The organism is Pseudomonas sp. D3-27 (assembly GCF_051132165.1).
GTDB lineage: Bacteria > Pseudomonadota > Gammaproteobacteria > Pseudomonadales > Pseudomonadaceae > Aquipseudomonas.
Map to the genome: position 1 here is coordinate 2,105,375 of NZ_CP071667.1, position 14,099 is coordinate 2,119,473.

Below are 14,099 nucleotides of genomic sequence, written 5' to 3' on the forward strand. Positions count from 1 at the left end.
GACTGACCCATGGATTATCTGTTACAGCTCGCCGCCAGCCCCACCGCCTGGATTGCTCTGGCAACCCTCGTCGTCATGGAAATCGTGCTCGGCATCGATAACCTGATCTTCATTTCGATCCTGACCAACAAGTTGCCCGAGCTACACCGTGCCAAGGCGCGGCGGATTGGCATCGGCATGGCGTTGATCCTGCGCCTGGGTCTGCTGAGCACCATCGCCTTCATCGTGCAGTTGACGGAGCCTGTCATCGAGATTCTCGGCCAGGCGTTTTCCTGGAAGGACATGATCCTGATCGCCGGCGGCCTGTTCCTGTTGTGGAAGGCGACCACCGAGATCCATCACAGCATGGACCCGGCGCCCAATGATCCGAAGTCGGCCACTTCCGGCGTGACCCTGGGGTTTGCCGCTGCGATCGGTCAGATCCTGATGCTTGACCTGGTGTTCTCCATTGACAGCATCATCACGGCGGTGGGCATGACCGAGCACTTGCCGATCATGATTATTGCCGTCGTGGTCTCGGTATTGGTGATGCTGCTGGCCGCCGAGCCGCTGGCGAAATTCATCAACGACAACCCCACCGTGGTCATGTTGGCCCTGGGCTTCTTGATCATGATCGGCATGACGCTGATCGCGGAAGGCTTCGGTGCCCACGTGCCCAAGGGCTATATCTACGCGGCCATGGCCTTCTCGGCGGCTATCGAGGTGTTGAACATGATGTCCCGTCGCGCCAAGCAGAAGGTCTTGGTCGACGAAGCCTGATCCAAGGCAGACAAAAGCCGCCCGGGTTAACGCCCGGGCGGCTTTTTTCATGGTGACGCTCTAGGCCCTATACGAAACGTATCCGCACTCGCCCAGACTGCGTTGAACGAGGTTCGGAATGCTCATGTACTTCAGGACACTGCGCTTCCTCGCCCCGTTTCGCGTTGTCTGGCCTTCGCGATCACATTTCTGCAGGCCCTAGTGCGCGGTGGCGTGGCGCCTGGAAGATTTAGTGGTCTGCTGCATTTCTCGTCTTGGTGCGGGATGGTGGCGACGGGCGATTCGCAACACCCCCCACAACATGGCTGCCGCTACGCTCAACCAGCCGAAAACCAGCATCAGAATAGTCGTCATCAGGCTCATCTGTGCCTCCTTCTGCCCAGACCGGGCAATGCACTCTTACAATGGACAGTCTAGTCGCTCAAGTGTTACGGGCAGTCGATATCTTGCATGCGCAAAGAATCGGTTGGTTCTATCACGGTGTCGAAACTGTCGCTTATGGCTATACCCGGGCCGGCACGCGTCTTATCATCGTCGGCCCAAGCCCGGCCTTGATACCGGGGCTGTCTGAATAAGAGAGTCATCATGTTGCCAGTAATTTCATCTTTTCGATCACTGGTATTCGCGACGGCGTGTCTCGCCGCCCTGGCGGGATGCGCGGGAAGTGTGTCGCCGCAAGTAAAGCGACTGCCTGAACGGGTAGAACTCAACAGCGTGCCGTTCTTTCGTGGCGAAATGTTCCAGGGCGCGCCGCAATCCCTGGCGGCCCTATTGACGTTGCAAGGCACAGTGACTACCCCAGGGTTGTTGGAGAAGCCGCTGCACCTGCCCGGCGGCGAGGCCCGTTTACAGCAGAACCTGCAAACCCTGGCACGTGAACATGGGCTGGTGGTGTATCCCCTGGAGGCTGAGCTTGGCGCGTTGCTCGAACAGGTGGCTGCCGGTTATCCGGTGTTGCTGCGCTATACCGACGGCTCGGCGTTCTGGGCTGAGCCGCGCTACGCAATCCTCGTGGGTTATAACCGGCACAAGCGCACCGTACTGCTGCGTTCAGGGATGAATCGCCGCTCCTCGATGAGTTTCGGTGCGTTCGAATCGGCTTTCAAAGGCGCTGGCGGTTGGGCAGTCTTGGTCCAGCAACCGGGGCAGTTGCCGGCCAATGTCGATTCGAAGCGCTGGTTGAAGGCCGCCGATGAGTTGGCCGGAGCAGGGCAGGAACAGGCAGCCGCGCGCGCCACCAAGGCTTTGGGCACCGCCCGCTGAGCGCTGCCCCGTTCGTCACCTGGCGGGCACGACCCGGCGTGCCTCGGGTTCTTACCGTCAAGGCCTGGAGTTTCCAGGCCATGATCCAAGGAGGCAGCAATGGCACAATCGAAAACACCTTCGGGACCGCATTCTTCCGAACATTCGTCCGGTGACGATGACTTGGGATTCGATCCCGACTCTCCGGACCTCGACGATCCCCAAGTCGATCCGATAGGGCCGGCCAAGGCACCCCAGGATGAGGACGACGAGGAACCGCCTTCTTCCCGGCCTTATGATCCGCTGGGTGACTTGAAGCCCTGAATGCAAATAGCCCCGACGAGTCGGGGCTATTCATGTGTGATGTATCGCGCCTTATTTAGACGCTTCCACCACACCGCTCTGGCGACTCTTGAGGTTCTTAGCGGCTTTGTATTGCAAGGCCACAGCCGGGACGCTGGCGCTTTTTCCGGTCTCGACCCAGCTACGGATGCGGCTTGCGTCGGCGAAGTGGGTGTATTTGCCAAACGCATCGAGGATGACCAGTGCCATCGGACGATTGCCCATCTTGGTCACCAATACGAGGCAGTGACCCGCCTGATTGGTGAAGCCGGTCTTGGTCAGTTGAATATCCCAATTGGCCTTGTGCACCAGGTGATCGGTGTTGCGAAAGCCCAAGCTGTAGACCGGTTTGCGGAACGTTACAGTCTTTTCCTTGGTGGTGCTCAGCTCACTCAGCAAGGGGTATTTGCGCGCGGCGATCAGCAGCTTCGTCAGGTCCCGGGCCGTCGACACGTTGTGGATTGACAGGCCGGTGGGTTCGACGTAATGGGTGCTGGTCATGCCCAGGGCCTTGGCTTTGGCGTTCATCGCCGCGATGAACGCCGCATAACCGCCTGGGTAATGATGGGCAAGGCTGGCGGCGGCTCGATTCTCCGACGACATCAATGCGATCAGCAACGTATCCCGGCGGGACAGTTCGCTGTTGAGCTTGACCCTGGAAAACACGCCTTTCATTTCCGGTGTGTTCGCGATGGTCATGGAAATGTATTCATCCAGGTTCTGCTTGGCGTCCAGCACGATCAGGCCGGTCATCAACTTGGTTACCGATGCAATCGGCACCACGACATCCGGACTGCTGGAATACACCACTTTGTCGGTCTGCAAGTCCAACAGGATGGCGCTGCCGGATGCGACTTGCAGTTTGGAAGTGTCCCGTGGAGCAGCGATGGTTTCCTGGGCACTGACGTTGTGCGCGATGAAAGTCCCTGTAAAAACGAAAAACAGACTGATGATCGAAAGACGGATTTTCACGCGAGTAGACTCGATTGAGTTAAGGGTGCCGTTGAGCGGGGCGTGTTGAAAAAGCGCCGCATTTTATGAGTATGGGCGATGACAGCGCCATATGCCGCTGCCACCGGGACGCTTGAATAAATAAAGTTTAATGGACGGGGATTCTGGCGAATCGAATCTGAAAAAAATGTAATTCGAGCGTCACGGGTTGGATCGGATGTTGGCAGCTGAAAACATTGTGGGAGCGAGCTTGCTCGCGATAGGTAGGTTTCAGTCAACGGATATGCTGGCTGGTCCACCGCTATCACGAGCGAGCTCGCTCCCACAGGTTGCGTCGAGGCCTTTATCAGCTATGAAGCGTCTCGGCCGCGTACAGCGTGTTTTCCAACAGGCAGGCACGGGTCATCGGGCCGACGCCACCGGGAACCGGTGTGATCCAACCGGCGCGGGGCAGGGCGGTCTCGTAGGTCACATCGCCTACCAGTTTGCCGTCGTCCTGGCGGTTGATGCCCACGTCGATCACGATGGCGCCTTCCTTGATCCATTCGCCTTTGACCAGGCCAGGCTTGCCGGCGGCAACCACCACCAGATCGGCACGGCCGACGTGGCCGGCCAGGTCCTTGGTGAAGCGGTGGGTCACGGTGACGGTGCAGCCAGCCAACAGTAATTCCATCGCCATTGGGCGACCGACGATGTTGGAGGCGCCCACGACCACGGCATCGAGCCCGTAAAGATCCACCCCGGTGCTTTCCAGCAAGGTCATGATGCCCTTGGGCGTGCAGGGGCGCAGCAATGGAATGCGTTGGGCGAGGCGGCCGACGTTATAAGGGTGGAAACCGTCGACGTCTTTGTCCGGACGGATACGTTCCAAAAGCTTGGAGGCGTCCAGGTGTTCAGGCAGCGGCAACTGGAGCAGAACACCGTCGATGTTCGGATCGTCGTTCAGGCGGTCGATCAGATCGGCCAGCGCTTGCTGAGTGGTTTCGGAAGGCAGGTCGTAGGCCTGGGAAAGGAAGCCGACCTCTTCACAGTCTTTACGCTTGTGCGAGACATAAACCTGAGAGGCAGGATCGCTGCCGACCAGGATCACCGCAAGGCCGGGCGTGCGCAGGCCTTGCTGGCGGCGCTCGGTGACTCGTTGGGCGATCTGCTGGCGCAGGCTGGCGGCGATCGATTTGCCGTCGATAAGTTGTGCAGTCATTGCGCGTGGTTAACCATCGAGAGGGGAAAAAAAGAGAGCGCATTCTCGCATGCCGAGGCGTGAGGGCAAAGGCGCTTGGTCTGTAAATTCCCCTAACCCCTTTAATTAAATGAATTTTTTTTAAAAAAGAGTTGACGACCTATCGGGCCGTCTATAACATTCGTCGCACTTGTCGGGCACAGCCTAGCACTGGTTAAGAAGGTGGAGCGGAGTTGGATGTTTCAACTCGGTAAAACTGAAAGCACTTAGTTTGTAATCGTCCAAGAATACAGATTAAAAAGGCGCCCGTAGCTCAGCTGGATAGAGCATCCGCCTTCTAAGCGGATGGTCGCAGGTTCGAGTCCTGCCGGGTGCGCCATTAGGCAGCTTTGGCACAAGTAAGGCAACAAGGCAATATGGTGGGCGTAGCTCAGTTGGTAGAGCACGGGATTGTGACTCCCGTTGTCGTGGGTTCGATCCCCATCGTCCACCCCATATTCTAGAAAGGCGCCAGATTTAACAGTCTGGCGCCTTTGCTTTAAAAGCTTGATACGCGGATGTGGTGGAATTGGTAGACACACTGGATTTAGGTTCCAGCGCCGCAAGGTGTGAGAGTTCGAGTCTCTCCGTCCGCACCATACAAGTCGCTATTTAATTAGCAGAGAACGGCGCAGAACCTGAAAAGGGCTGCGCCGTTTTTGTTTTATTCGCGGACTCATGTCCGGTTTTTTTCATGCGGGCACAGGGCGATTCGTCGCGATTGTGTTTCGTGATGATGCTTGGCATGTCCGTCGGTCTTTTCGTGGAGGCCTTACGCCAAGTGCTCGAGGGCGGCGCTTCTATATATAGAAGCGCCGTGCAGAGCCCTGGCGAGGATCGACTTTATTTGCAAACCGGGCGGGGCATGACTGATTGCTCCGCTTCTAAACCCGGCGCCTGTTTCCCGCGCGTTTTCAGTAGGGTGACTTCTTGAGTTTGACCTACTAGAATGCATGCCCTTGATTCTGGGGTCGGAAACGCCCGGCCAACGTCTGTGCAACGAGGAATATCCATGCAAGTTTCTGTTGAAAATACTTCTGCTCTTGAGCGCCGCATGAGCATCACCGTGCCAGCTGAGCGTATCGAGACTCAGGTCAACAAGCGTCTGCAGCAGACTGCCCAAAAGGCCAAAATCCCAGGTTTCCGCCCAGGCAAAGTGCCAATGAGCGTGATCCGTCAGCGTTACGAAGCTGATGCGCGCCAGGAAGCCGTGGGCGACGTGATCCAGTCTTCTTTCTACGAAGCAGTGGTCGAGCAGAAGCTGAACCCGGCTGGCGCTCCTTCCGTCGAGCCTAAAGTGCTGGAAAAAGGCAAGGACCTCGAGTTCGTCGCCACGTTCGAAGTGTTCCCTGAGTTCACCGTTGCCGGTTTCGAATCCATTGCCGTTGAGCGCCTGAGCGCCGACGTTTCGGACGCCGACCTGGACAAGATGCTGGATATCCTGCGCAAGCAGAACACCCGCTTCGAAGCGACCGACCGTGCCGCCCAGAACGAAGACCAGCTGAACATCGATTTCGTCGGCAAGGTCGACGGCGAAGTATTCGCTGGCGGTTCCGCCAAGGCTACCCAGCTGGTGCTGGGCTCGGGTCGCATGATCCCAGGCTTCGAAGACGGCCTGGTTGGCGCCAAGGCCGGTGAAGAGCGCGTCCTGAACGTGACCTTCCCCGAGGACTACCAGAACCTGGACCTGGCTGGCAAAGCCGCCGAGTTCACCGTGACCGTCAACAGTGTTTCCGAGCCGAAGCTGCCTGAGCTGAACGAAGAATTCTTCGCTCAGTTCGGCATCAAGGAAACCGGCCTGGAAGGTTTCCGCGCCGAAGTTCGCAAGAACATGGAGCGTGAGCTGCGCCAGGCCATCAAGTCCAAGGTCAAGAACCAGGTCATGGACGGTCTGCTGGCTTCCAACCCGATCGAAGTGCCAAAGGCCCTGCTGGACAACGAAGTGAACCGTCTGCGCGTACAGGCCGTTCAACAGTTCGGCGGCAACATCAAGCCAGACCAACTGCCGGCCGAGCTGTTCGAAGAGCAGGCCAAGCGCCGCGTGGTACTGGGCCTGATCGTCGCCGAAGTGGTCAAGCAATTCGAACTCAAGCCTGACGAAGCCCGCGTGCGCGAGCTGATCCAGGAAATGGCCTCGGCCTACCAAGAGCCTGAGCAAGTGGTGTCCTGGTACTACAAGAACGAGCAGCAGCTGAACGAAGTCCGTTCGGTTGTGCTGGAAGAACAAGTTGTGGATACTGTTCTGCAGAAAGCTAGCGTGACCGACAAAGCGGTCTCTTACGAAGAAGCGGTCAAGCCGGTGGAAGCTCCACAAGCCGATTGATGGTTCTGCGGTAAGAAATACACACCATAAGCCAGCCTTCGCGCTGGCTTATGCGTATTCAAGACATAACTATTTGGGAGTGACTGCGAGACATGTCCCGCAATTCTTTTTATCAGCAGAGCTCTGACATCCAGGCCGCAGGCGGCCTGGTCCCTATGGTTATCGAGCAGTCCGCCCGTGGCGAACGTGCCTATGACATCTATTCGCGCCTGCTCAAGGAGCGCGTCATCTTCCTGATCGGCCCCGTCGAAGACTACATGGCCAACCTGGTTGCGGCGCAGTTGCTGTTCCTTGAGGCGGAAAACCCGGACAAGGATATCCATCTGTACATCAACTCTCCCGGCGGTTCGGTGACTGCGGGCATGTCGATCTACGACACCATGCAGTTCATCAAGCCTGACGTGTCCACCATCTGCATCGGCCAAGCCTGCAGCATGGGTGCGTTCCTGCTCGCCGGCGGCGCAGCGGGCAAGCGCCATTGCCTGCCTAACTCGCGCATGATGATCCACCAGCCATTGGGCGGCTTCCAGGGCCAGGCGTCGGACATCGATATCCATGCCAAGGAAATTCTGCATATTCGCTCGCGCCTGAATTCGTTGCTGGCCCATCACACCGGCCAAAGCCTCGAAACCATTGAGCGTGACACCGAGCGTGACAACTTCATGAGCGCTGAGCGTGCGGCCGAATACGGTCTGATCGACTCTGTGATCAACAAGCGTCAAATGCCTGCCTAAGCCGCTCAAAATGCAGGTGGTTGGGATGACCGGCCGCCTGCGGGCTTGAAAAAGCCCGCAATTGCCTTCATCTTGTGTTGCAAGCCTATCGGATTTGGATCGATCGAATGACTGACACCCGCAACGGCGAGGACAACGGCAAACTGCTTTATTGCTCCTTCTGTGGCAAAAGCCAGCATGAAGTACGCAAATTGATTGCCGGTCCCTCGGTCTTCATTTGCGACGAGTGCGTCGACCTGTGCAATGACATCATCCGCGAGGAGGTGCAGGAAGCCCAGGCCGAAAGCAGCGCGCATAAGTTGCCTTCGCCTAAAGAAATCAGCGGCATCCTTGACCAGTATGTTATCGGTCAGGAGCGCGCGAAAAAGGTACTGGCCGTAGCGGTGTACAACCACTACAAGCGCCTGAACCAGCGTGACAAAAAGAATGACGAGGTCGAACTCGGCAAGAGCAACATCCTGCTGATCGGCCCTACGGGCTCGGGTAAGACCCTGCTTGCAGAAACTCTGGCCCGCTTGCTGAACGTTCCGTTCACCATCGCCGACGCAACCACCCTCACCGAGGCGGGTTATGTGGGTGAGGACGTCGAGAACATCATTCAGAAGTTGTTGCAGAAGTGCGACTACGACGTGGAAAAGGCCCAGATGGGCATTGTCTACATCGATGAAATCGACAAGATTTCCCGCAAGTCAGATAACCCGTCCATTACCCGGGATGTTTCCGGCGAGGGCGTGCAACAGGCCTTGCTCAAGTTGATCGAAGGCACGGTCGCTTCCGTACCGCCCCAGGGTGGTCGCAAGCATCCGCAGCAGGAGTTCCTGCAGGTCGACACCCGTAACATCCTGTTCATCTGCGGTGGTGCGTTCTCTGGCCTCGAAAAGGTCATCCAGAACCGTTCGACCCGTGGTGGCATCGGTTTCAACGCCGAAGTCCGCAGCAAGGAAGAGGGCAAGAAGGTCGGTGAATCCCTGCGTGAAGTCGAGCCTGACGATCTGGTCAAGTTCGGCCTGATCCCTGAATTCGTCGGTCGTCTGCCTGTCCTGGCGACCCTGGACGAGTTGGATGAAGCAGCATTGATGCAGATTCTGACCGAGCCGAAAAACGCCCTGACCAAGCAATACGCCAAGCTGTTCGAAATGGAAGGCGTAGACCTTGAGTTCCGTTCGGACGCGCTGAAGTCGGTTGCCAAACGAGCCCTGGAACGCAAGACCGGTGCCCGTGGGTTGCGCTCGATTCTTGAAGGTGTGCTGCTCGATACGATGTATGAAATCCCCTCGCAATCCGAGGTGAGCAAAGTCGTGATCGACGAAAGTGTCATCGAAGGCAAGTCCAAGCCACTGTATATCTACGAAAACAGTGAGCCGACTGCCAAGGCTGCGCCGGACGCGTGAGTGTCCCGCAGTTGAAATAAAAGAAGGGGCCTTCGGGCCCCTTTGCTATTAGCGCGCTTTAGACGTGTTAGCGCTTGTTTTTTTTGAAGGCTGCCCCCATCTTGGTTTCAAGCTTACTTCCATCTGTTTACGGCCTTATGGCCGCCGTAGAGGCGAAATCATGAAGACAACCATCGAATTGCCTCTCCTGCCATTGCGCGATGTCGTGGTATATCCGCACATGGTTATCCCGCTGTTCGTGGGGCGCGAGAAGTCCATCGAAGCCCTCGAGGCCGCGATGACGGGTGATAAGCAGATTCTTCTGATCGCTCAGAGAAATCCTGCCGACGATGATCCCGGCGAAGACGCACTTTATCGCGTAGGTACGATTGCAACGGTCCTGCAGTTGCTCAAGCTTCCCGATGGCACGGTAAAAGTGCTGGTTGAAGGCGAGCAGCGAGGGGCGGTCGAGCGTTTCAGCGAGGTGGATGGTCACTGCCGTGCCGAAGTCTCGCTCATCGATGAAGTCGATGCACCAGAGCGTGAGTCCGAAGTGTTTGTCCGCAGCCTGCTGTCGCAGTTCGAACAGTACGTTCAGCTGGGCAAGAAGGTGCCTGCCGAGGTGCTGTCGTCGCTTAACAGCATCGACGAGCCAGGACGCCTGGTCGACACGATGGCGGCTCACATGGCCCTCAAGATCGAGCAGAAGCAGGAAATCCTCGAGATCATCGATCTCTCAGCCCGTGTCGAGCATGTATTGGCATTGCTCGATGGCGAGATCGACCTGCTGCAGGTTGAGAAGCGCATTCGTGGTCGCGTCAAGAAACAGATGGAGCGCAGCCAGCGCGAGTACTACCTGAACGAGCAGATGAAGGCCATTCAGAAAGAGCTCGGCGATGGTGACGAAGGTCACAACGAAATCGAAGAGCTGAAGAAGCGCATCGATGCCGCCGGCCTGCCGAAGGATGCCCTTGCCAAGGCCCAGGCCGAACTGAACAAGCTCAAGCAGATGTCGCCGATGTCGGCGGAAGCCACCGTGGTGCGCTCCTACATTGATTGGCTGGTCCAGGTGCCATGGAAAGCCCAGAGCAAGGTACGTCTGGACCTGGCGCGTGCCGAGGATATCCTCGATGCCGACCACTACGGTCTGGAAGAGGTCAAGGAACGCATCCTCGAATACCTCGCTGTGCAAAAGCGTGTGAAGAAAATTCGTGGTCCGGTGTTGTGCCTGGTCGGTCCTCCAGGGGTGGGTAAAACCTCTCTGGCAGAGTCGATTGCCCACGCCACTAACCGTAAGTTCGTACGCATGGCCCTTGGCGGCGTGCGCGACGAGGCGGAAATCCGTGGTCATCGCCGTACCTACATCGGTTCGATGCCAGGAAGATTGATTCAAAAAATGACAAAGGTCGGCGTGCGCAACCCACTGTTCCTCTTGGACGAAATCGACAAGATGGGCAGCGACATGCGCGGCGATCCAGCTTCTGCGTTGCTGGAGGTCCTCGATCCCGAGCAGAATCACAACTTCAACGATCACTACCTTGAAGTCGACTACGACTTGTCGGATGTGATGTTCCTCTGCACCTCCAACTCCATGAACATCCCGCCAGCGTTGCTGGACCGGATGGAGGTGATCCGTCTGCCGGGCTACACCGAGGACGAGAAGATCAACATCGCCGTCAAATACCTTTCGCCCAAGCAGATCCAGGCCAACGGCCTGAAGAAGGGCGAGCTGGAATTCGACGAGGAAGCAATCCGCGACATCATCCGCTACTACACTCGCGAAGCGGGTGTGCGGGGCCTTGAGCGGCAGATTGCCAAGGTTTGCCGCAAGGCCGTGAAGGAACACGCCCTGGAAAAACGCTTCGCGGTCAAGGTCACTTCGGACCTGCTGGAGCACTTCCTGGGCGTGCGTAAATTCCGCTACGGCCTTGCCGAACAGCAGGACCAGATTGGCCAGGTGACCGGCCTTGCGTGGACGCAGGTGGGTGGCGAATTGCTGACGATCGAAGCCGCCGTGGTGCCCGGAAAAGGCCAGTTGATCAAGACCGGTTCCCTGGGCGATGTGATGGTGGAATCGATCACGGCTGCGCTGACGGTTGTCCGCAGCCGTGCGCGGAGCCTGGGTATCCCGCTGGATTTCCATGAGAAACGCGACACCCACATCCACATGCCGGAGGGGGCAACGCCCAAGGACGGACCGAGTGCCGGCGTGGGTATGTGCACCGCCTTGGTTTCCGCGCTGACCGGCATTCCGGTGCGTGCCGATGTTGCGATGACGGGTGAAATCACCCTGCGCGGTCAGGTCCTGGCAATTGGCGGCTTGAAGGAAAAACTGCTGGCGGCTCACCGGGGTGGGATCAAGATTGTGATCATTCCCGAAGAGAACGTGCGCGATCTGAAGGAAATTCCTGACAACATTAAGCAGGATCTTCAGATCAAACCGGTTAAATGGATTGACGAAGTCCTGCAAATTGCGCTGCAATACGCGCCGGAGCCCTTGCCGGATGTGGCTCCGGAGATTGTCGCGAAGGAAGAAAAGCGAGAGTCTGACTCTAAGGAAAGAATTAGCACGCATTAATACGCATTTGCCTGGGGGGCTTCCTTGACAGTTTTTTAGAGCCCTTGTTATAAAGCGGCTCTTAAGTGTCTGCAGGCCATTCAGCACTCGTTTTTGCTTTCACCAAAAAAACTTAGAATCATCTCAAATAGATATAAGGGGACTTAGAGTGAACAAGTCGGAACTGATTGATGCTATCGCTGCATCCGCTGATATCCCGAAAGCTGCTGCTGGCCGTGCGCTGGACGCTGTAATCGAATCCGTCACTGGCGCTCTCAAGGCCGGCGACTCCGTTGTTCTGGTTGGTTTCGGTACCTTCTCCGTGACTGATCGTCCAGCTCGCACCGGTCGCAACCCGCAGACCGGCAAGACCCTGGAGATCCCGGCTGCCAAAAAGCCTGGCTTCAAGGCTGGTAAAGCGCTGAAAGAAGCCGTTAACTAAGGTTTCACTGAGTTTATCCGGGTCGGGGTCATGCCTGGCTTGGCAGCGGAGCGGTAATGCGTCCGGTAACATCCGGGCTGTCACGCCGAGGCTCGCGGGTTCGAGCCCGGTCCGCTCCGCCAGTTACGAGAAGGCGCATCCTCGGATGCGCCTTTCTTCTATCCGGATTCTACCCACGCTCCACGGTTGCCTAAATTTGAAGTTCAACCGTTTCTGGGGGACGCATGCTGCAGAATATCAGGGACAATTCACAAGGCTGGATTGCCAAGACCATCATCGGGATCATCGTCGCATTGATGGCGTTGACCGGTTTCGAAGCCATTTTTCAGGCCACCTCGAACACTAATGAAGCGGCCAAGGTCAACGGCGAGGAGATCAGCCAGAACGAGCTGAGCCAAGCGGTCGACATGCAACGCCGTCAGCTGATGCAACAGTTGGGCAAGGATTTCGATGCTTCCTTGCTGGACGAAAAGATGTTGCGCGACTCGGCTCTCAAGGGCCTGATCGATCGCAAGTTGTTGCTACAAGGCGCCCATGATGCGGATTTCGCTTTTTCCGAAGCCGCGCTGGATCAAGTGATCCTGCAAACGCCTGAGTTCCAGGTCGATGGCAAGTTCAGCCCTGAGCGCTTCGACCAGGTCATACGCCAGTTGGGTTACGGTCGCCTGCAGTTCCGCCAGATGCTGGTGCAGGAAATGCTGATCGGCCAGCTGCGCGCAGGCCTGGCTGGCAGCGGATTTGTCACCGATGCCCAGGTGCTGGCGTTTGCCCGTCTGGAAAAGCAGACCCGTGACTTCGCTACCCTTACCATCAAGGCAGATCCATCGACCGTGAAGCTGACCGATGACGAGGTCAAGGCCTACTATGATCAGCACGCCAAGGAATTCATGACACCCGACCAGGTGGTCATTGACTACGTTGAGCTGAAGAAAGCCTCTTTCTTCGACCAGGTCAGCGTCAAGGATGAGGACCTGCAAGCGGCGTATCAGAAAGAAATCGCCAACTTGTCCGAACAGCGTCGCGCGGCGCACATCCTTATTGAAATCAACGATAAGGTCACCGAAGCCCAGGCCAAGGCGAAGATCGAGGAAGTCCAGGCGCGCCTGGCCAAAGGCGAGTCGTTTGAAGCCTTGGCGAAGGAATATTCCCAGGATCCAGGCTCGGCGAACAATGGCGGCGATCTGGGCTTTGCGGGGCCAGGGGTCTACGATCCGGAGTTCGAAAAGGTGCTGTACGCCCTGAACAAGGACCAGGTTTCGGCACCGGTGCGAACCGACTTTGGCCTGCATCTGATCAAGCTGCTGGGTGTTGAAGCCCCTGAGGTGCCGACCTTTGCGAGCCTGAAGGACAAGCTGACTCGCGAACTGAAGGCTCAGCAGGTCGAGCAGCGTTTCGTCGAGGCGACCAAGCAATTGGAAGACGCTTCGTTCGAAGCCTCGGACTTGGCGCAGCCTGCCCAGGACCTCAAGCTGACCGTGCACACCTCGGCACCGTTTGGTCGCGAAGGCGGTGAAGGAATTGCGGCCAACCGCGCCGTGATCACTGCTGCGTTCAGCCCGGAAGTGCTGGAAGAGGGTGCCAACAGCACGGCCATCGAGCTGGACCCGGAAACGGTCGTGGTGCTGCGTGCCAAGGAACACCGCAAGCCTGCGCAAATGCCGCTGGAAAGCGTGGCCGGTCCGATACGCGCTCAATTGTCCAAGGAACATGCCAGCGCAGGTGCCAAGACCCAGGCCGATGAGCTGATCGCCAGCCTGCGCGATGGCAAGGTTGCCCTGGACAAGCCGGTCAATGGCCAGGCGTGGAAAGCTGTAGAAGCGGCGACTCGCAGCCAGGAAGGCATCGATCCTGCCGTGCTGCAGGCGCTGTTCCGCATGTCCAAGCCGCAGACGAAGGACAAGCCGACGTTCGCCAGCGTGACCCTGCCTGACGGCAGCGTGACGGTCTTGCGCCTGAACGGCGTCAACGAAGGTGCGGCACCGATCGAGGAAGAAAAGGCCGAGTACCGTCGCTACCTGGCGTCCCGTGTCGGCCAGCAGGATTTTGCGGCTTACCGCAAACAGTTGGAAAGCGAGGCGGACATCAAGCGCTTCTGAGTGCATTGATGCGTTAGCCATGGACCCCGGCCGAAAAGCCGGGGTCTTTTTGTATCTGTGTATT

12 protein-coding genes and 3 tRNA genes are annotated in these 14,099 nt (G+C 57.6%); 12 read left to right on the forward strand and 3 right to left on the reverse strand.

Annotated features, from left to right (window positions below):
- Positions 1–9: 9 nt before the first annotated feature.
- Positions 10–759: a TerC family protein gene (locus tag J3P92_RS09760; RefSeq protein ID WP_434650558.1), complete on the forward strand. Its 750-nt coding sequence runs from the start codon at positions 10–12 to the stop codon at positions 757–759.
- Positions 760–957: 198 nt separating this feature from the next.
- Here the strand turns inward: J3P92_RS09760 and J3P92_RS09765 are convergent, their stop codons facing one another.
- Positions 958–1,122, reverse strand: coding sequence for a hypothetical protein (locus tag J3P92_RS09765; RefSeq protein ID WP_420764636.1), 165 nt, complete (start codon positions 1,120–1,122; stop codon positions 958–960).
- Between the two features lie 222 nt (positions 1,123–1,344).
- Between J3P92_RS09765 and J3P92_RS09770 the strand changes: the two genes are divergently transcribed.
- Complete coding sequence (locus J3P92_RS09770) at positions 1,345–2,022, forward strand: peptidase C39 family protein (protein WP_434610642.1); 678 nt, start codon at positions 1,345–1,347, stop codon at positions 2,020–2,022.
- A gap of 99 nt (positions 2,023–2,121) precedes the next feature.
- Positions 2,122–2,325, forward strand: a complete 204-nt coding sequence (locus tag J3P92_RS09775; protein ID WP_420764633.1) for a DUF6021 family protein — start codon at positions 2,122–2,124, stop codon at positions 2,323–2,325.
- 51 nt (positions 2,326–2,376) lie between these two features.
- Here the strand turns inward: J3P92_RS09775 and pbpG are convergent, their stop codons facing one another.
- Together pbpG and folD are read right to left on the reverse strand one after the other, a co-directional pair.
- Positions 2,377–3,315: a D-alanyl-D-alanine endopeptidase gene (gene pbpG, locus J3P92_RS09780; RefSeq protein ID WP_434610644.1), complete on the reverse strand. Its 939-nt coding sequence runs from the start codon at positions 3,313–3,315 to the stop codon at positions 2,377–2,379.
- A gap of 325 nt (positions 3,316–3,640) precedes the next feature.
- Positions 3,641–4,495 carry a bifunctional methylenetetrahydrofolate dehydrogenase/methenyltetrahydrofolate cyclohydrolase FolD gene (gene folD, locus J3P92_RS09785; RefSeq protein WP_420764631.1) on the reverse strand — a complete coding sequence of 285 codons (855 nt, stop codon included), beginning with the start codon at positions 4,493–4,495 and terminating at the stop codon, positions 3,641–3,643.
- Positions 4,496–4,776: 281 nt separating this feature from the next.
- Between folD and J3P92_RS09790 the strand changes: the two genes are divergently transcribed.
- The 9 genes from J3P92_RS09790 to J3P92_RS09830 all read left to right on the forward strand — a co-directional run bounded on the left by J3P92_RS09790 (position 4,777) and on the right by J3P92_RS09830 (position 14,035).
- Positions 4,777–4,853, forward strand: a tRNA-Arg gene (locus J3P92_RS09790).
- A gap of 40 nt (positions 4,854–4,893) precedes the next feature.
- Positions 4,894–4,969: transfer RNA gene (locus J3P92_RS09795), tRNA-His, on the forward strand.
- Positions 4,970–5,027: 58 nt separating this feature from the next.
- Positions 5,028–5,112, forward strand: a tRNA-Leu gene (locus J3P92_RS09800).
- 413 nt (positions 5,113–5,525) lie between these two features.
- A complete protein-coding gene (tig, locus tag J3P92_RS09805; RefSeq protein ID WP_420764630.1) occupies positions 5,526–6,836 on the forward strand; it encodes a trigger factor in 1,311 nt (436 codons plus the stop codon).
- 92 nt (positions 6,837–6,928) lie between these two features.
- Positions 6,929–7,570 (forward strand): ATP-dependent Clp endopeptidase proteolytic subunit ClpP, encoded by a 642-nt coding sequence (gene clpP / locus J3P92_RS09810; protein WP_003183177.1) that lies wholly within the window; start codon positions 6,929–6,931, stop codon positions 7,568–7,570.
- 107 nt (positions 7,571–7,677) lie between these two features.
- The gene (gene clpX / locus J3P92_RS09815; RefSeq protein WP_109751640.1) at positions 7,678–8,961 is read left to right on the forward strand and encodes an ATP-dependent Clp protease ATP-binding subunit ClpX; all 1,284 of its coding nucleotides are present in this window, start codon (positions 7,678–7,680) and stop codon (positions 8,959–8,961) included.
- 160 nt (positions 8,962–9,121) lie between these two features.
- Positions 9,122–11,518: an endopeptidase La gene (gene lon, locus J3P92_RS09820; protein WP_039589135.1), complete on the forward strand. Its 2,397-nt coding sequence runs from the start codon at positions 9,122–9,124 to the stop codon at positions 11,516–11,518.
- 148 nt (positions 11,519–11,666) lie between these two features.
- Positions 11,667–11,939: an HU family DNA-binding protein gene (locus J3P92_RS09825; protein WP_003183171.1), complete on the forward strand. Its 273-nt coding sequence runs from the start codon at positions 11,667–11,669 to the stop codon at positions 11,937–11,939.
- A gap of 224 nt (positions 11,940–12,163) precedes the next feature.
- A complete protein-coding gene (locus tag J3P92_RS09830) occupies positions 12,164–14,035 on the forward strand; it encodes a SurA N-terminal domain-containing protein (RefSeq protein WP_434650560.1) in 1,872 nt (623 codons plus the stop codon).
- Positions 14,036–14,099: the final 64 nt, after the last annotated feature.